Annotated in this window: 14 protein-coding genes; 7 read left to right on the top strand and 7 right to left on the bottom strand. The window is 61.6% G+C overall.

Annotation, left to right across the window (positions count from 1 at the left end):
- Window positions 1-160 precede the first annotated feature (160 nt).
- The 3 genes from IRI77_RS21440 to IRI77_RS21430 all read left to right on the top strand — a co-directional run bounded on the left by IRI77_RS21440 (window position 161) and on the right by IRI77_RS21430 (window position 5,601).
- Window positions 161-2,023 (top strand): DUF1549 domain-containing protein, encoded by a 1,863-nt coding sequence (locus IRI77_RS21440; protein ID WP_194447057.1) that lies wholly within the window; start codon window positions 161-163, stop codon window positions 2,021-2,023.
- A gap of 261 nt (window positions 2,024-2,284) precedes the next feature.
- A complete protein-coding gene (locus IRI77_RS21435) occupies window positions 2,285-4,210 on the top strand; it encodes a DUF1553 domain-containing protein (protein ID WP_194447056.1) in 1,926 nt (641 codons plus the stop codon).
- A 14-nt stretch (window positions 4,211-4,224) separates the two neighbouring features.
- On the top strand, window positions 4,225-5,601 hold the full coding sequence (locus IRI77_RS21430; RefSeq protein WP_194447055.1) for a DUF1501 domain-containing protein: 1,377 nt from the start codon (window positions 4,225-4,227) through the stop codon (window positions 5,599-5,601).
- A gap of 58 nt (window positions 5,602-5,659) precedes the next feature.
- Here IRI77_RS21430 and IRI77_RS21425 read toward each other — a convergent pair whose 3' ends face one another.
- The gene (locus IRI77_RS21425) at window positions 5,660-6,100 is read right to left on the bottom strand and encodes a hypothetical protein (protein ID WP_194447054.1); all 441 of its coding nucleotides are present in this window, start codon (window positions 6,098-6,100) and stop codon (window positions 5,660-5,662) included.
- Window positions 6,101-6,485: 385 nt separating this feature from the next.
- Here IRI77_RS21425 and IRI77_RS21420 point away from each other — a divergent pair, with 385 nt between their 5' ends.
- Window positions 6,486-7,349, top strand: a complete 864-nt coding sequence (locus IRI77_RS21420; RefSeq protein WP_194447053.1) for a phosphatase PAP2 family protein — start codon at window positions 6,486-6,488, stop codon at window positions 7,347-7,349.
- 47 nt (window positions 7,350-7,396) lie between these two features.
- Window positions 7,397-8,653: a hypothetical protein gene (locus IRI77_RS21415; protein ID WP_194447052.1), complete on the top strand. Its 1,257-nt coding sequence runs from the start codon at window positions 7,397-7,399 to the stop codon at window positions 8,651-8,653.
- Here the strand turns inward: IRI77_RS21415 and IRI77_RS21410 are convergent.
- From IRI77_RS21410 to IRI77_RS21400, 3 genes are all read right to left on the bottom strand, one after another.
- Window positions 8,643-9,302, bottom strand: coding sequence for a lysophospholipid acyltransferase family protein (locus IRI77_RS21410; RefSeq protein WP_194447051.1), 660 nt, complete (start codon window positions 9,300-9,302; stop codon window positions 8,643-8,645). The two genes, IRI77_RS21415 and IRI77_RS21410, sit on opposite strands and share 11 nt — an antisense overlap.
- 96 nt (window positions 9,303-9,398) lie before the next feature.
- Complete coding sequence (locus IRI77_RS21405; RefSeq protein WP_194447050.1) at window positions 9,399-10,277, bottom strand: hypothetical protein; 879 nt, start codon at window positions 10,275-10,277, stop codon at window positions 9,399-9,401.
- Between the two features lie 22 nt (window positions 10,278-10,299).
- Window positions 10,300-10,539, bottom strand: coding sequence for a CDGSH iron-sulfur domain-containing protein (locus IRI77_RS21400; RefSeq protein ID WP_194447049.1), 240 nt, complete (start codon window positions 10,537-10,539; stop codon window positions 10,300-10,302).
- Window positions 10,540-10,581: 42 nt separating this feature from the next.
- Here IRI77_RS21400 and IRI77_RS21395 point away from each other — a divergent pair, with 42 nt between their 5' ends.
- Together IRI77_RS21395 and IRI77_RS21390 are read left to right on the top strand one after the other, a co-directional pair.
- Window positions 10,582-11,862: a hypothetical protein gene (locus IRI77_RS21395; RefSeq protein WP_194447048.1), complete on the top strand. Its 1,281-nt coding sequence runs from the start codon at window positions 10,582-10,584 to the stop codon at window positions 11,860-11,862.
- The gene (locus tag IRI77_RS21390) at window positions 11,859-13,022 is read left to right on the top strand and encodes a glycoside hydrolase family 88 protein (RefSeq protein WP_194447047.1); all 1,164 of its coding nucleotides are present in this window, start codon (window positions 11,859-11,861) and stop codon (window positions 13,020-13,022) included. The genes IRI77_RS21395 and IRI77_RS21390 overlap by 4 nt, the downstream gene beginning before the upstream one ends.
- A gap of 120 nt (window positions 13,023-13,142) precedes the next feature.
- Here IRI77_RS21390 and IRI77_RS21385 read toward each other — a convergent pair whose 3' ends face one another.
- The 3 genes from IRI77_RS21385 to IRI77_RS21375 are packed head-to-tail and all read right to left on the bottom strand — an operon-like array spanning window position 13,143 to window position 18,372.
- Entirely contained in the window at window positions 13,143-15,512 is a 2,370-nt protein-coding gene (locus IRI77_RS21385; protein WP_194447046.1) for a spermidine synthase family protein, read from the bottom strand.
- Between the two features lie 29 nt (window positions 15,513-15,541).
- Entirely contained in the window at window positions 15,542-16,321 is a 780-nt protein-coding gene (locus IRI77_RS21380; protein WP_194447045.1) for an MBL fold metallo-hydrolase, read from the bottom strand.
- A 20-nt stretch (window positions 16,322-16,341) separates the two neighbouring features.
- A complete protein-coding gene (locus IRI77_RS21375) occupies window positions 16,342-18,372 on the bottom strand; it encodes an OPT family oligopeptide transporter (protein WP_194447044.1) in 2,031 nt (676 codons plus the stop codon).
- Window positions 18,373-18,534: the final 162 nt, after the last annotated feature.

Below are 18,534 nucleotides of genomic sequence, written 5' to 3'. Positions count from 1 at the left end.
GGGGCAGAGTAGTCCGTGCCTGGCAGATGTCAGACGACCTGCTATAATCCACGCATCCAGGGTGACCATGACTGCTCGGCGGATCCATACCTCTCTCACTTCCGTGCTCGCGCTGGTGGCATGCGTCGGCCCAGTGCCGCGGGCATTCGCTCAAGATCCTGTGGAAGCGGCTGAGCAGCAACCACTTAGCGCCTCCGGAGAGAACTGTTCGTTCATCGCCGCACCGGAGAAGGTGCTGTCGCGGGCGGACCGTATCCGGCGCGAAGCGTATGACCGCACGCTGGCGTTCGCCAAGGCGATGCCCAAGTCCGTGGCGGTCCGCGCGGCGGTTTCGGCGGCCGATCTGCCCAGGCGCAGCTTCATCGACGAAGAGATCTTCCGGAAGTTGGAAGCGGACGGCATGGCACCGGCGACGCTCGCGTCAGACGAGGAGTTCTACCGCCGCATCAAGCTGGACCTGACCGGGCGGATTCCAACGGCGGCCGAGATCCGCGCCTTTGTGGCGGATGCGAACCCTGCGAAGCGCGACGACGTCATTGACAAGCTGCTGTATAGCCCCGAGTTTGTGGATAAGTGGACTGTCTGGCTGGGCGACCTGCTGCAGAACTCGATGACCGCCGCCAACCGGAACCAGAACCAGGAGGGGCGGAACCGGTTCCACGAATACATTAAGGATGCGATCGACTCCGGCAAGTCGTGGCGCGAGATTGCGTATCAGTTGGTCACGGCGACGGGCAACAACTACGATCGCGATACGGCCGGCGTCAACTTCATGCTGCGCGGGTTTGCTCCGATGGGTCCGGCGCAGGATACGTATGACCTGGTCACCGTGCGGGCGGCGACGATGTTCCTGGGGCTGGGTCACTACGACTGCCTGCTGTGCCATAACGGGCGGGGGCACCTCGATGCGGTTTCGGCCTGGGGTGCGAAGACATTGCGGGTGGACGCACAGCGCATGTCGTCGCATTTCGCGCGGATCAGCCTGTCGACTTATCCGGGTCGAGATACGGCGGATTATTACCTGAATTCCACGATCGTGCTGGACCGGACGACGGGCAGTTACACGCTCAACACGACCTATGGGAACCGGCCGAACCGGGTGGCCGCCAACATCAATGGCGTGGCGGTGACGAATCTGACTCCGTTGTACCGGGATGGCACGGCGCCCGGCGGCGACTGGCGGGACTCGTTTGCCCAGAAGCTGACGACGGATCCGATGTTTGCGCGGAACTACGCGAACCGGCTGTGGAAGGCGATGTTCAACCTGGCCCTGGCAGAGCCTGTGGACAATCTGGATCCGGACCGGCTGAATCCGAATGTGCCGCCGCCGTCCGGGTGGGAGTATCAGGCCTCCCATCCTGTACTGCTGGAGAAGCTGGCGCAGGCGGCGCGCGACAACGACTTCAATCTGCGCGAGACGCTGCGGCTGATGGTGCAGAGTACGGCGTATCAATTGAGTTCGCGGTATGACGGGGATTGGGATCTGACGAAGGTCTCGACGTTTGCCCGGCATCTGCCGCGGCGGCTGGAAGCGGAAGAGGCGCACGACGCGATCACGAAGGCGACGGGGTTGCTGCCGGCGTACTCCGTGGGCGGATGGGTCGAGAAGGTGAACTGGGCGATGCAGTTGCCTGAACCCACTGAGCCGCGCAGCGACGGGACGGCGAACGGCTTCATGAACTCGTTCAGCCGCGGGAATCGGGATACGCAGCCGCGCAGTACGTCGGGGTCGGTGCTGATGTGGTTGAACATGATGAATTCCACGGTCGTGACCAACCGTGTGAAGGCGACGGGCACGACGGCGTCTCCCTATCTTGCGGAACTGGCCAAGAATAAGGTGGACGAGGCGGTGGTGCAGGATCTCTTCCTGACGTTCCTGTCGCGGAGTCCCAGCGAGTATGAGAAGGCTGTGGCCTTGAAGACGCTGGGCAAGTCGGGTACGGCGACGTATACGCGGGCCGCGGCGGTTGAAGACCTGGCCTGGGCTCTGATCAATAAGACTGATTTTCTGTTCAGTTACTAGCCGGGGCCGGCTGCGGACGAGGGCGTTCGCCCTCCCACCTTTCGGAATGGCCGCGTAGGACGGTTGGTGGACATTCGTCCTGCGGGCGCGAAGAATTTCCAGGGAATCCTGGAATTCGCGGAAGGGAAATCGAAAGTCCTCTCTTTGTTATTCCCGGAGATAATTAAGTACACTTTTACCACCTGGCAGACGTCTGGAATCACAAGACGGTCTGGGTGAGACTCCCGGCGGCGGTTATAATTCACTATGCCGGAGTACAGAATGACGGTTCGACGGCTGTACCCAATTCTCTTGCGGGTCGTGCTGGCGATTAGCGGCGCTGCCCGGTTGGCGGTTGCGGGGGAAGTACCACCGCGCGGAGCGGAGCGGCTGGGGGATTGCTCGTACACCACGGCTCCCAAATCCTCGGGGGCCGCAGCCACGCACATCCGGAGCGAGATCTACGAACAGGCGCTGGCATTTGCCAAAGCGGTGCCGAGGCGGCAGACGAACCGGAAAGTGGTCGCCGCGTCCCAAATGGCGCGCCGCAATGTGATTGACCGTGAGATCTTCCAGCGCCTGCAGACGGGCAAGATTCCGGCGGCTCCGCTCTCGACGGACGAGGAGTTCTTCCGGCGGATCAATCTGGATCTGACTGGACGAATTCCCAGCGCCAAAGAGGTGCGGGCGTTTGTGGCGGACCGGACTCCGCGCAAGCGCGATGCGGTGATCAACCAACTGCTGCACAGCCCGGAGTTCGTGGATAAGTGGACGGTCTGGATGGGCGACCTGTTCCAGAACGCGATGATGGCGACGAACCGGAACGAAGGGATGTCGGGGCGGAACGCCGTCCATAAGTACATCAAGACTTCGATTGCGGAGGGCCGGTCGTGGCGGGAGATCGCGTACCATATGCTGACCGCGACGGGGAACAGCTATGACGACGCATCGGCTGGTGTGAACTTCATCGTGCGCGGGTTTGCCCCGATGGGGCCGAACCAGGATATCTATGATTCGGTGGCGGTGCGCGCCGCGACGATCTTCCTGGGGATGGGGTCCTACGACTGCCTGATGTGCCACGATGGGCGCGGCCACCTGGAGGCGGTGTCGGCGTGGGGCACACGGACGACGCGCCTGGAGGCGGAGCGGATGTCCGCGCATTTCGCACGGATCAGCTTCCTGCCCTACCCGGGTAACGACACGGCGAATTTCTACACACGCTCGCATATCGTGCTGGACCGACCGACGGGCGCGTACCTGCTGGACACGAAGTGGGGGAACCGTCCGGACCGGTATCCGATCCGGGTGGACGGGAAAGAGCAGAAAGAGCTGGCGCCGGTCTACCGGGATGGAACACCGGCGAAAGGAGAATGGCGGGCGTCGTTTGCGAACAAGATCGCCGAGGATCCGATGTTCGCGCGCAATTTCGTGAACCGGCTGTGGAAGGCGATGTTCACGGTGGGGCTGGCGGAGCCGGTGGACAACCTGGACCCGGACCGGCTGGATCCGGCGGTGAAGCCTCCGGCCGGATGGGCCTATCAGGCGTCTCATCCCGTGCTGCTGGAGGAGTTGGCGCAACTGGCGCGGAAGAACGATTTCAACCTGCGGGAGATTCTGCGGCTGATTGCCGAGAGCACGACCTATCAGTTGAGCTCAGAGTATAACGCTCCCTGGGATTCGGCGAAGGCCCGCACGTATGCGCGCCACCTGCCGCGGCGGCTGGAGGCGGAGGAGGTGCTGGATGCGGTGGTGAAAGCGACCGATATCCTGCCGGCTTACCTGGTGGGCGGGTGGCCCGACAAAGTGAGTTGGGCGATGCAGTTGCCGGAGCCGACGGAACCACAGAAAGACGGGCGGGCGCGCGAGTTTCTCGATGCGTTCGACCGCGGGAACCGGGACCTGATCCCGCGCGGCACGTCGGGTACGGTAATGATGTCGCTGCAGCTGATGAACTCGCCGGTGATCATGAACCGGGTGAAGGTTACGGCTTCCCCGTACCTGGCCGAACTCGTGAAGAATCCTGGGAACGAGGACGTGGTGGAGGATCTGTTCCTCACGTTTCTCTCGCGCCATCCCAGCGAATATGAAAAGATGGTTGCTCTGAAGACCCTGAACGGTTCGGGCACGAAGGCGTATCCGCGCTCGGCCGCCTTGGAGGACCTGGCATGGGCCCTGATCAACAAGACCGATTTTCTGTTTAGCTATTAGAGGGGACGCATACCATGAAGAACCGGTTTGGCATTGACTGGTCGAAGGTGCAGGGCACGAACTTCTGGCGTCGTCCGGCGATCGACCGCAGGGTGTTCTTCCAGCATGCAGGCGCGGCGGTGGCGGGTAGTTTCTTCCTGCCGGGCCGGGCATTGGAGACGATCGCGAAGGGGCAGAGCACGCCCATCGGCACGGCCAAGAATGTCATTTTCGTGATGATGTCGGGCGGTCCCAGCCACACGGATACCTTCGACCTGAAGGAAGGGGACTGGACGCTGCCGGCGATGGAGCCGACGTCGTATGGCGACATCCGCTGGCCGCGCGGGTTGTTCCCGACGCTGGCCGGGCAGATGGATTCGATTGCGCTGGTGCGCTCCGCCAAGGCTTGGGCTCTGGTGCACGGCATCATGCAGACCTGGGTGCAGATTGGACGGAATCCGCTGTCGGGGCTGTCGAAGATCGCGCCGCATATCGGGTCTGTGGTCGCGCGCGAGTTAGGCGATCCGACGGCGATCATGCCGGCGTTTGTGTCGTTGAATACGGGCAGCGGTCCGGGGCAGGGCTACCTGGAGCCGACGACGGCACCGTTCTATGTGAGTCCCGGTGGAAACGGATTAGGCAACACGACATCCCCGATTGGCGCCACGGGCTTCGACCGCCGGTATGGGCTGCTGCTGGAGCTGGATGCCGAGACGCGGGCCGAGGCGGCGATCGGGTCGGCCGTCAAGGAGATGGAGCAGTTCAATCTGACGGCGCGATCGTTGATGTACAACACCGCCGTCGACAACGTGTTCAAGTTCGATGCGACGGAGCGGGCGCGATACGGCACGACGGGCCTCGGGAATGCGTGCATTACGGCGCGGAACCTGCTGCGCGGCAAGCTGGGCGCAAGGTTCATCCAGATCACGACCGGCGGCTGGGACATGCATACGGGCATCTATACGGGCACGGGGCTGAATCCGACGAATGCGGCCTCCACGGGCCGTACGTTCGACCTGGCGCTGGGCACTCTGATCGCGGACCTGAAGAGTGACGGGCTGCTGGATGAGACGCTGATCCTGTGCATGGGGGAATTTGGCCGTACGGTAGGCGCGCCCAATTCGGGGGCGGGCCGCGACCACTTCATGACGCAGGCCGTGATGATGGCGGGGGCGAAGATCAAGGGCGGGCGGGTGATCGGCAAGACGGACGCGCAGGGCAACGGGTTGGTGGAGCCAGGCTGGTCGCTGCAGCGGGAGATCCGGCCGGAGGATCTGGAAGCGACGCTGTACTCCGCGCTGGGGATCGACTGGACGAAGGTGTATCACGACGATCCGCTGAACCGGGGCTTCTCGCTGGTGCCGACGAATCAGTCGGAGCAGTATGCGCCGGTGCACGAACTCTGGTCGTAAATGAAATGGGCCCACCCCTTGTGGGGGCAGGCCCGGTGGATGAACCCTGTCAGCGGACTTACGCCCGGCGCGGTTCGCGGTACTGCATAAAAGCGCCCACGACGGCGAGGAGGGCGGCGCATGCGATCCAAGCCACGCTTTTGGCTTCGGGCGCACCTGAGAAGCGGTAGACGGGGCTGAGGAAGAAGCCGTAAATCATCAGGGCAAAGACGATGACGGTGTAGACCAGCAGGAGCGGCTTCACTTTTCTCACGAGGCCGAGGAGCGCTGCGGCGATACCGAGCAATCCTAAAACGAGCATTCCATACAGCGCGGACTCGCCCTTCCAGAAGGGCAGCATGTCCAGCTTGAAGTTCTTGGTATCGCTGAGCAGCAGCAGGCAAGAGACTCCAGTCATGAACACACCCGCCAAGAGGGCGAACAAGCAGCTATAGAAACGTAGCACCATGGCGATCACCTTTAACAACCTCCACTTGCCGGTCTTCCGGCTCGCGACCATTCTATCAATTTGAGCAGTGCCTGCTGGGCCGTGCTGCCCTCAGATTGCATGGGTGCACCGGTGTCTGGGGCCTCCTGCCTGAGTCGGCTACGAGTGGCCGAGTACCTACACTTCACTACGCCGTCAAAGGGGAGGCTGAGCTTGCTCCAAACCCGCAATCCCGAGGGGAGGCAGGGGCGTTGTATCAGCGAACTTCGGCGCGGTTTATGTCCGAAGACGCCGCGTTGGGCTTGGCACGTCTCGCGAAGAGGGCATTCCCTAAAAGAGGTGAACAGTCAATGACCGTCCTTCGGATTGGTCTTTTGAAAATGATTTTAAGATGTACGGATCTGTTAGTGCTTTATATGAGAAGTGAAAAGTAGTATGCTGACGTACTCGGGTATTCATGAACCACTTTCGAAACGCATATACTTCGGTCAGGTTATTTGTTGCACTCATTCCAGTGGTGTTCGTCGCAATTGTCCTATCCACGGAATGCCAGTGGCAGGACGGGGCCATTGCGCCAACAGCCCCTCTTAATGACTTGACCTTCTATCTCGATTCACTTGTCCTGCAAGGGATCTCTGGAGTTCTCGCCTCATTAGGGCTTGGAGCCCTGCTGACCTACCGATGGCCAGAGAGGTTCAGAGGTTGGAAGGCGGTCGCCGCCTCCGCCGCCCTATGTTTGTGTCTTCTGGTGCTGTCATTCCTCGCTGAACACCTCATTCTTAAGCCCGCTTTCGCCGTCGATCGTCCAACTATAAACGCCGGGGAGACATTCTTGTTGAAGCATGTGGTTGAGACGCAATCGAAAAATGAAGGTGCACCGTCAGGATTTGTACCTCGGCAGATGATCCTTGCTACCATCTGTCTTATTTCGGCGTTCGAGATGAGGAAGAGTAAAGTCCCCTCTGCGCGGAGCGCCATCTCCAAACTAGTCGTTATCTTATGTATCACTGGTTTGATCGCATTTGTGCGAGTGACGCGGGGATTGCACCGGCCATCGGATATTGGCTTAGGAATATACTTTGGATACATGGTGACTCTGTTTGTCTTCTATTTCTATAAGATCCTCAAGGGCGAACGTCACAAGGAGCTTGGCGAATTGCTTATGACTGCATTTTCCTTGAGTGTGCCACTTGTATTTCTGAATTCAAACCGGCCGGATGCAATCATGCTTGCGCTTCTGGTGACTCTGGCTCTGATGGCTGTCCCCGATGGCGTCTACGGACTGAAGCTCAGATGGATCAGCGGCTCCAGGCCTCTGTAAGCCGTGGGAGGAATATGTTGAATCATCCATTTCGATACTTGTGTGCCATGGTGCTGGCTATCATGCTGAGTATTCTGGCGTCGAGACTGCTTCCTCGGATGTTGCTTGCGGCCACCAGTCCGCTACGACGGATCCTGAGAAAGGATGCCGCGACCGATGAGACCTCACCAAGCGGAGAGAGCAAGGCGATTGGCCCGGGTCATCATGACGAGATTCCTCATTCCCGTCTGGTGCCTTGGCTTAAACTATACGCCGTCTACATTTCTGCGGCCATGTCGATGGTTTTGACTGGGGGGTCCCTCGGAAAACTAATTCCAGTCCATCAGCACGAACCGGTCGAGGCCATTGAAATAGCACTTTGTGGAGGACTACTGCTAGTGTCCATTGCCAGGATTCAGGCGGTGAACCAGAATACAGCGCTGGCGTTGTCACTTCAGACCGTTATCGCGTCTGGAATTGGACTTGCAACATTTATCACGATTGTCAAGCCAGAAATTATACGTGAAGCGGCTGTAAACATCAAGGCTGTGGCTCCAAACTTTCATCTTGCAATTTATATTGGATCTCTATTTTGTATGATCACAGTTGAGGCTGTTTTGTATATCATGCACTGGCTGTCCGATACAGAGGGGAGAAAGGTGCCCTATCAACTCATTCGCCAGAGAATAGAGCAATGGGAGCGCGCAGAGCAGGTATGGATCCCGACGCAAGTGACTGAGGCGACGATTAAGAAGATCGATTACATTCGAAACAAGCATACCCTCTCGCATGTCGATTGGCTCACTGCTACTTACCCTATCGAGGTCCTGCTTGCGATGCTCGGTGGCGGCCGTGAGACCAATCCTCAGTTTTTCCGGCGCGTCGGCGAACTGCGTCGCTGTCTGCGTATCTTGATTCCAGAAGCCGCAGCGCGCAGATTCTCCGCGGAGCTTGCGGAATATGGCTTGGAGAAGCTCAGGGAGAATGTGAGGCTTCTATCGGCTGGAGGGACACCCCGCGTGAGAATCCTCGTGGTTAACGCAGCGTTTGCGGTGCTTCACTTCCCGATTGATCATACGCCGGACGACCCAGCCGAATCGTCCAACTTTGCCGCGTTCCTTAGTGATCCCCTTCGAATTGGAGAAGTGATGGCGGCATTTGAATCGCTTTGGCACCGGGCGAAACCGCTGCAACCCAGCACCACGGCCCCAAATGGCTCGAGCCGACAAAGAGTGAGACTACGGAAGGCCGACAGCCGATTGTACAGTCGGATGATGCCGCTTGGGGCGGTCTCGGGGTATGGTCGGAGGAACCTCAGGCCGTAGGGGCGGCCAGCAGTTCACGGACACGTTCTTCCAGCAGGGCGGTGAACGCGGCTCGCTGCTTGAGGGTGTAGCCCTCCGGACTCACCGGTTCGCCGATGCGCAGTTCCACGTTGCCCGGCATGAAGTAAGAAGACTTGGCGGGCAGGATGTCCCAGGTGCCGACCATGGCGATGGGGGCCACCGGAGTACCGGACTGGATGGCGAGATAGGCCGCGCCGTCCTTGAAGCTCTGCATTTCACCTGTGAGGCTGCGCGTCCCCTCGGCGAAGATGATGACGGAGAGGTGGCGTTCGCGGATGAGGCGCGCGCATTCGTTCATGCTCTCGATGGAGGAGCGCAGGCTGGCGCGATCGACCGTGAGATGGCGGGCGCGGTTCAGATACCAGCCGATGAAGGGTACCTTCAGCAGTTCGCGCTTGGCCAGGAATTTGAAGGGGATGGGCAGCCAGCGGAACATCATGGGGGTGTCCACGAGGCTGAGGTGATTGGAAACGATGACGTAGTTGGCGCCGGGCTTGAGCTTCTCAGCGCCGACGACACGGCCGTGGGCGCCGAAGATGCCGAGAACGGTGCCGCCCCAGAGGCGGTAGAGGAAGCGCTGCCAGCGGCCTTCCGGAGCAAAGACTGAAGTGACGACGGCAGTGGTCACAAGTACTGCCGTCGCCAAAACCGCTACGGGAATTGTGAATAATCTGGATCGCAGGTGGCCTAACTTAGTCCCGCTCGGTCTCACTCGTTCTGGGTCCTACCTCTTCTCAGTAACGGTCACGGGCGCGGACAGCCGGAAAGTCAGTAGAGATTCGCTGGGAATCACGGCCGCCTCGCCTTTTGTTGCCAAGACCATACCGGTGCCGCCGGCTCCGCCAATGCCGGCTCCGATGGCTGCACCTTTGCCGCCGCCGGCGATTGCGCCGATGGCCGCGCCGATGCCGGCGCCAATACCGATTTTAGCGGCATCCTTGCGCTTGGTGGTTCGGGCCTGTTGTCCGACGGCCGAGGTTTGAATCGAAATGGGTCCGTTGGCGGCGGAGATGGAAGAGAGGGCGACGCTGATGGAGGCCAGGCCCTTCACCTTCCCGCCGGGATCGGAGTTGGTGACCCGGCCGGTGACGGTGGAGCCCCTTGGCGCCACGACATAGTCGTCCACCACGAGGTCGCGTGTGAGGGTGGCTTCAAAGGCATCGCCGGGAGCGGCTGTCTTGGTGGAGAGGTTGGTGATGGTACGCACCGGGATGCTGGTGCCGGCCGACAGCGTGAACTGCCGCGGAGGCGCGGGTGCAACAGGCTGAGCCTTGCCGGGCGTGGAACCCCAGGAATTGGAGGGGGCCGCTGGGCTGCCAACCGCTGCGCCGCCCGAGGGGGTTTGCGGCTGGCCTGCCTGGCCGGCTGAGGTGGAGGCACTGCGGACCGGAGCGCCGGGCTGGCTGCCCTGGCTCGCAAGTCCATTGGCCGCCGGGGGCGGGGCAGTATTCAACTGCCCTGCCGGCGCGGAGCCAGGAGTACTTGAAGCAGGCTGCTGGGCTTGTTGTTGCGTAGGGAGTTCGTCCTTTTTCGAACACCCGGCGAAGAACAGCGTCGTGGTCAGTAGGCCTGCGAAGGCCATTTGGCCTGCGTGAATTCTCATCGATCCTCCTGGAAAATAGTTTTTAGGCTTTGGGCTTCGGAGGCGGAAGTTCGCGCGCCGCACAAACCGACTCAAAGCCTTGTCTGGCATGCGATCCGTCACAGAACGGCTTGTTCGCCGAGAGGCCGCAGCGGCAGAGGCCGATGGCCACGCGCCCGCCGAGCCCAAAGGCAGCGCCTTGTGCGTCGTAAATGGTGAAATCGGACGGTTCCCCTTCGATGCGAAGAGGACCGTTGTTGAATACTGTAACCTTAACAGCCATAAGGCAGAGAATACCAGATGGCCCCAAGACTATAATCTTGTCATGCGTCTGGCTCCCGTGTATTTGATGCTGCTGAGCCTCCAGGCGTTGCCTGCGCAGTACGACCCCAAGGCGCCGTTGACCGCCGATACGATTCTGATGGCCCGCATCCGCAGCGTTGTCTCGCAGATGATGGCCCGCATGCCTAATTTCACCTGCGTGGAGACGATTGAGCGAAGCCGCAGGGAACAAACATCGAAGAAGTTCGAACTGCTGGATACGATCCGGCTGGAAGTGGCGTTAGTGGACGGCAAGGAGCTGTATGCCTGGCCGGGCGCCAAGAAGTTCGATGAGAGTGATGTCCGGCAGATGGTAGGCGGCCAGGGGGCTATCGGGACAGGCGACTTCGCGCTGCATGCCAAGAGCATCTACTTCAGCGGGAATGCCAAGTTCGAGTACAAGGGGCAGGAAGTGATCAACGGCCGGCCGGCACACAAGTTCTACTTCCGGGTGCCGATGATTGGCAGTTACTACCTCATGCGCATGGGGACGGCGGAAGGTGAGGTAGGGTACCACGGCTGGGTGTGGAATGACGTGGAGACGTTGGAGTTGACGCGGCTCGAGATGAACATCGACGAGATCCCGCCGCAGGTGCCGCTGAAGCAGGGGCACAAGCTGCTGGACTACGCTCCGGTGAAGATCGGTGGGGAGACCTACACGCTGCCGGTGGGGATGGACATGAGCCTGACCTCGATGGATGGCACGGAGAGCCGCAATCGCACGATGTTTTCCAGTTGCCGGCAGTATGCGGGCGAATCGACGCTGATCTTTGAGGACCCGCCTCCGGATGCAGCCGCGCCCAAGCTGGCCCAGACTGTAATCCACCTGCCCGAAGGGGTGCAGGTGCAACTGAAGCTGACTTCCTCCGTTGACCTGGGCAAATCGGTGGTGGGCGACTCACTGAAGTTCGAAGTCGCGAAGAACGTGGAAAAGCAGGGCACCGTCCTGCTGCCCAAGGGTGCGGTGGTGCAGATGCGGATCGACATGGCGGTTTGCCGGCAGTTCCCGACCGGACACTGTTTTCTCGCCCTGGTGCCGGGGCAGGTCAGCTATGAGAACGCCAGCGGGATCTTCCAGGCGAAGCTGCAGTTTCCCGCGCTGGACAAGCAGTTGGAGATGGCGTTTGTGAACGTGCGACCGGAGCAGCGGCTGCCGCCGGCCGAGATTGGGCAGGCCGCGCCGGGCGCCTCCATTATTCTGTTGCGCGGCTCCCGGGCGAAGCTATCGAGCGGCTTCAACACTACTTGGCGTACCCTGGAGGGACGGGGAGAAGATAAGCCGTGATTCAGTTTGGTCCAGAAATCGATCGCACTTTGCTCGAGGATACGCTGCGGTTCGCGGAGCGTCAGGTCACAAATCTCATCGAGAAGCACCCAGGTTTCTATCCCATTTACACAAAGAGTGGCAAGTGGAAACACGATGGTCCGGCGTGGACGCACTGGTGTGATGGTTTTCTGCCGGGGATGATGTGGATCTTCCACCGGCGGTCCCTGGAGAATGGCGAGAACAAGCAGTATTGGATGGACAAGGCCATCGAGTACAGCCGCCCGCTGGAGCCCAGGCAGTTTGATCGCGACGTTCACGACCTTGGTTTCATTTTCCTCTCCACCTACTACCGCTGGTATCAGATTACGCGCGAGCCGCGGTTGAACGATGTACTGGTGCAGGCCGGCAAGACGATGTCGCTGCGCTTCCAGGAGAAGGGCCAGTACCTGCGGTCGTTCGTGAGCGAAGACTCCATCTTCATCGACATCATGATGAACGTGGCGGTGATCTTCTACGCGGCGCGGGAGACCAACGACCGGCGCTTGCGCGACATCGCCATCCGGCATGCCCTGACCACGCGGCGTTATCTGGTGCGCGGCGATGGCTCGACGGCGCACGAAGGTCTGTTTGACCTGGAGACCGGCGAGTTCCTGCGGCAGACGACGCACCAGGGCTATCGCGGCGACTCCTGCTGGTCGCGCGGGCTGTCGTGGGCTCTCTACGGCTTCGGCAGTTGCTATGAGTACACGCGGGATCCTCGATTCCTCGAGACAGCGGAGCGTTGCGCGGATTACTTCCTGACGCACACGAACGCGGATGGCGTGCCTTCGTGGGACTTCAATGCTCCGGAAGATACGCGTAAGCTGCTGGACACGTCAGCGGCGGCGATTGCGGCGAGCGGACTGCTGCGGTTGTGCCGGATGTTGCCCGATCCGGTGAAGGGTTTCTACTACTGGTCCAGCGCGCTGCGCATCCTGAAGACGTTGTGCGAGAAGCACACGCAGCAGGACAGCTCGAACTGGGAAGGGATCCTGCAGGGCGGTGTGTATCACATCCACAAGGACCTGGGTGTGAACGAGAGCGTCATGTGGGGCGAGTATTTCTTCTGCGAGGCCCTGGAAGCGGCGCTGCGGCACAATCTGGCACAGAAGAAGCCGAACGGGTCGGGGAAACTGTAGTCACCAGCTTGCACACTTGGGTTGTAGACTGACGGGGCCTTTCGGGGCCCCGTTGTTGTTTCCGGTAATGTCTTCTTTGGGTATGCGAACAAGCGCCACCCAGGGCTCGCGCGCTGAAGGCTACTGCGCCACCGCGTGTTTGCTGGTGAGCTTCAACGTCACGAGAGCCACCAGGTAGAGCGCCGCTCCGATCAGCAGCGTCATCCGCAGGCCCAGGTAAATCGCCAGGAAGATGGCTCCGCAGGAGCCCAGGACGCTCGCCGCCGCATTCAGGGACCAGGCCCAGCGGACCGAGGGCGAATGCCAGTGCTCCAACCGCGTCAGGCCGCTGGGGAAGGGGATGCCCATCGCGAAGCCGGCCGGCGCGATCAGTAGTACCGTGATCAGCATCTTCACCGGCAGGGGCAGGCCCTCGCCCGCGTCGATGATCGGTTTCACGCTGAAGGCCAGGATCGTGACGATCGCCGTGACGGCGCATAAGGCGTACGTCAGGCGGTTATCGTTGCCCCGGACGAGCCTGCGGCTGGCATAACTGCCCAAGCCGCTGGAGACCAGCATGGAGAAGATGACGACGGTCAAAGCGTAGGTGGGATGTCCCAGGAACAACACCAGTTTCTGGATGAGACCGACCTGCACGAGGATGTAGCCGGCGCCCAGGCAGAGGAAGTAGAGCAGGAACGTGGGGACGCCGGGCTCGCGGGGCAGGCGCGCTTTCAGGAGGAAGGGCGGCAGGGCCAGCGTGATGAACGTGGCTAGCAGGCTGACGCCCAGTAGCGAGAAGAGCGTCGGGACCGCCAGGTTCACCTTGAAATCCGCATTCTCGTGGGTAGCGGTGGTCTTGAAGTTCCAGATGTCGCGCGGCTGGACGGTATAGAAGAAGAACGGGCGATCATCCGGGACGGGCGTCACGTCGTAGGGGTAATCGCGGAACCAGGCGGCCTGATCCTTTGCCGTCAGGAACGACGAGAACTGGTTGTCGGGGCTCTGGCCGGGCAGGTAGAGGATCTCGAAGCCGCCCTTGGCGGCGGCCAGCGCGGCCTTCTCCAGATCCTCGACCCGGAAGGGCTTGCGCGAGATCAGTACAGTGTCTGTGGCGCCCCAGGTGTTCAGTCTCTGGACGTCCTCGCGGACGACGATCACGTGGCGGGCGAAGTCATGTTCGCCCAATTTGTACATCGCCTGGCGGGCCAGGGAGAGCAGGCGGAGCGACTCGCGCGGCGGATCGAAGCCCCAGCGGGTGAAGGCCAGGACGCCGTCGTCGGTGAGATGGGAGAGGTAGTCCTCAAACGCCTCGGACGTGTAGAGATTGTTTTCCGAGAGAGCGAAGGCCCCGGCGGCGGTGGACGCCCAGGTGTCGACCAGGGTGGCCTGGAGGAGCTGGTACTTGTCCTTGGAGCGGCGCACGAAGCTGCGGCCATCCTCCACGACGATGTGCGCCTCGGGGCGGGCATACAGGCCGTGGCTGCTGCCCTGGAAGCGGCCGCGCATGATGGTCTCGGCGATGATCGGATTGATCTCGACGCCGGTGACATCCTTCGAGCCCGAGGCGATGGCGCGCGCCACATCCCAGCCGCCGCCTGCGCCGATGATGAGCGTCTTGGCGCCCGGGCGGAGCTGATAGGGGAAGCCGGGACCGTGGGCGGTGAGCTCAGCGCGGTCCTTGTCGGTGAGATTGTCGAGATCAAACTGCGGGATTCCTGTGGTCGCGTCGGCGTCGATCACGACCAGCAGGCTCTGGTCCTTGGGGTCCTGGCGGACCGAGATGCGCGAGAAGCTGTTCCACTGGACGAAGATTTCGGCGGCGAGCTTGCTGCCTTTGGCGCTGCTGATGTCGAGGATCGGTTTGCGCTTGTTGACGATGATCAGGGCGACCAGGAAGAGTGCCAAGGCAACACCCAGGACGCGGCCCGTGGTGGCGCGCGCCAGGCCAAACCAGACGGCGGCGGCGGCGGCGAAGAGGACGGCGGCGGAGAGCAGGGCTCCGGGTCCGCCGACGATGTTGAGCAGCGGGATGACCAGAAGACAGCCGCCGGCGGCGCCGACGAGGTCGTAAAAATACACCCGGTCGACCCGGTGGATGGTCTCGGCGATGGCCAGCGAGACGATCATGCCGGAGAGCAGGAAGGGCAGGGCGGCGGCAAAGTAGACCATGGCCAGGGTCTGGAAGCCCGATGGCTTGCCGGCCAGATTGAGGATGAGGGCCAATGAAAGGACGACCGCGCCGGAGTTCAGAGCCGAGAGCACGCCGAGGCGATGGAACAGCTTCTCGCCGCGCGCCACGATGTAGTAAGACAGGACGCCGCCGCTGCCCAGGCCGAACAGGGCTATGGAGATCGCCAGGAACGCGAAGTGGTAGTAGAAGACGACCGAGAAAATGCGCGTCAGCGACAGCTCAAGGATGAGCGTCGCCCCTGTCGTCAGTGCGACAGCGCCGTAGAGGATGGGCCAGGCGGTAAATTTCCCTGACAGAGAAGAAGAGACGATCGACAAACTTCTATGATACTCGCTGGCTCGGGCGATTACCCGATATCAAAAACAAAGGGTTTTCCGTGTTCCGGCTGGGCGTACCGCACATCGGGGCACTTGAGCTTCATGGCAGCCTCAAACATGCGCGGATTCACCGAGTTGTCGGGGAACATGTCGTAGTGGCAAGGCACGGCGGCCTTCGGTTTTACAGCTTCTGCCAGTTGTGCGGCCTCCCAGAACGACAGATTGTTGAATCCACCATTGATGCAGGTGATGAGCAGGTCGGGCTTGTGCGCGGCTGCCTCGTGCAGCAGTTCGGTGTAGTCGGTGTCGCCCGTGATGTAGATTTTCGGGCCATTGCCGAATTGCAGCAGGAAGCCCATATGGTTCAGGTCCGTGGTGTCGGTGGGCAGGGCGAACGTACCGCGCAGCTTCAGGTCGCGGAATTCGAATTCGCACTGCGGCCAGGCGGCCTGGATGCGGCCGGACTCTACCCCTTCCTGGCGGAAGACGTCGCAACTGGGGTGCGGTCCCAGGAACGTGAAGACGTCCTTGTTGCGCAGGTTGCGGATGGTCTCGGGATCGGTGTGGTCCTGGTGATTGTGCGTGCAGGTGAAGAGATCGATATCCAGCTCTTCGGGCTGGATGAGGATGGGGACAGCGCGGGAGAGATTGATGCCGGCGGCGTGGCCCAGGGCGGCGCAGGAGTCTGTGAGGTACAGATCGACTCCGGCCAGGGTGCCTTCCGGGCTCTTGAAGAGGAAGCTGTTCTGGCCTAACCACCACAGCGCGACCGAGCCTTTCTCCACGGGAAAGGCTCGGATGTCGCGCATGAGATTCATAACAGTTGATGCTACATGATCGCGGTGGGCGGCGCGGGCTCGTTGGGATCACCGGCCTTGGTGAGCGGCCAGCGGATCATGAGCAGGGAGAGCAGCACCAGGACGATGAGGCCCGCGACGGTGGGGGGATCGTTGAAGAAGCTGAACAGTGTGGCCAGGGGCTTGTCGGCGATGTTGAAACCGGCCTTGACCAGGCCCATCAGCGCCTCGCCGGCGATGAGGCCGGACGCGATCAGCACCGAGGCGTTCTCGACGCGCGCTTTCTGGGCGTCGTTGAAGCCCTTCTTGTCGCGCGCCTGGTCCATCAGCCAGCGGATGACGCCACCGGTGAAGATGGCGAAGGTGGTTTCCAGCGGCAGGTACATGCCGACGCTGAAGAGCATGGGGCTCTTCACCTGGAGGAGGATCAGCGCCAGGCCCATGCAGATGCCCACCACGACCAGAGGCCACGCCATGTCTCCGCCGACGATACCCTGGCTGAGCATGGCCATCAGGCCGGCCTGCGGAGCCGAGAGTTTCGCGTCGCCGAAGCCGATGCCGCCCTCCTTGATGTTGCCCATGTGGAGCAGCAGCAGCGGGAAGTAGAGCACCAGGCTGGCCACGGCGACCCCGATGAAATCGCCGATCTGCATCGAGCGCGGGGTGCCGCCCAGGATGTGGCCGACCTTGAGATCCTGCAGCATCTCGCCGGCGACCGCCGACGACACGCAAACCACGGCCGCTACGCCGAGTACCGCGGCGACGCCCGTGATGCCCTTCACGCCGATGGCGACCATCATGAGGGCGGCGATGATCAGGGTGGAGAGGGTCAGGCCGCTGATGGGGTTGTTGGACGATCCGATGATGCCCACCAGGTTGCCGGAGACGGCGGCGAAGAAGAAGCCCAGGACGATCATGACGACCGCGGCGACCACGGCCGCCACGATGGAGCCGGAGAAGAAGTTGTAGAGGGCGATCATGGCGGCGAAGGTGGCGCCGAGGCCCAGGAAGACGGTCCGGAAGTTGAGGTCGATCTGGGTGCGGTCCTGCGCTTCGCTCTGGCCGCCGGCCTTCTTGAGGTCGGCCACGGCGCGGCCGATACCGCTGGCGAGCGCCTTGCGCATCTTGAACATCGTGTAGCTGGCGCCCACCAGCATGCCGCCGACGGCGATGGGGCGGACGATATTGCGCCAGATCTGGTTCGAGATGGCGTCCCAGGCTTCGACACCTGAGCCGGGTGGCAGCGTTTTGGAGATTTCGGGCCCCAGGAAGTAGGCCAGCAGCGGAACCATCAGGCCCCAGGCCAGCAGGCCGCCGGCGAAGTTCAAGGCGCCCAGGCGGGGTCCGATGATGTAGCCGACGCCCAGGTAGGCCGGGCTGATGGCGGGCAGGGAGAACTTGGAGACGCCGCCGACGTTCAGGATGCGGTCGGCGCCGAGCTTCACGGTGCTCTTGCCGATCTCGCCGACGTGCAGCAGGAAGTCCTTGCTGGCGGAGAAGAGCTTCAATTCGCCCAGCAGGTAGATGAACCCGCCGATGCCCATCGACTGAAACAGGGTGGCGGCCGCGTCTGAGCCGCGCTGGCCGGCTTTGTGGATCTCGGCCGCGGCGGAGGATTCGGGGTAGGGCAGTTCGGGGTCTTCCACCATCACGCGCCGCAGCAGCGTGACGAACAGGATGCCCAGGGTGCCGCCTACCAGCATGAGAACGCTGGACTGCCAGTAGGCTTCAAAGGAGTCGAAGCGGGTCCAAGCCTTGACGATGACGAACGCGGGAATCGTAAAAATGGCGCCGGCGGCGACGGATTCTCCGATGCTGCCGACGGTGCGGGCGATGTTCTCTTCCAGGATGGAGCCCTTGAAGAGACGCAAAACCGCCATGCCGATCACGGCCGCTGGGTACGTGGCGGCAATGGTCTGGCCGGCGCGCAAACCGAGGTAGGCGTTTGCGGCGCCGAGGATGACGGTCATGACGAGACCTAGGAGGACTGCGCGGAGTGTGAACTCCGCCATTTTCATGTCCGGTGGGACAAAAGGCTTGTGTTGGTTATGCGGGTTAGCCATTCGGGTGTAAACTCCCTGAACCGGAGATCATGATACTGGTTTAGGGCGAGTTCCCGCTAGTGCGTGATTTGCCCCAAGTGGCGGAAGGGTGGGGCAAGCGCTAAGTGTTTGAACTTGTGCAGTTTCCAGATCGAGTGGGATTGGCATGCCGCTTGCATAAGA

Source organism: Paludibaculum fermentans, from assembly GCF_015277775.1.
GTDB lineage: Bacteria > Acidobacteriota > Terriglobia > Bryobacterales > Bryobacteraceae > Paludibaculum > Paludibaculum fermentans.
Note: the sequence above shows the minus strand (reverse complement) of the source record. Positions and strands in the feature narration are given on the sequence as shown.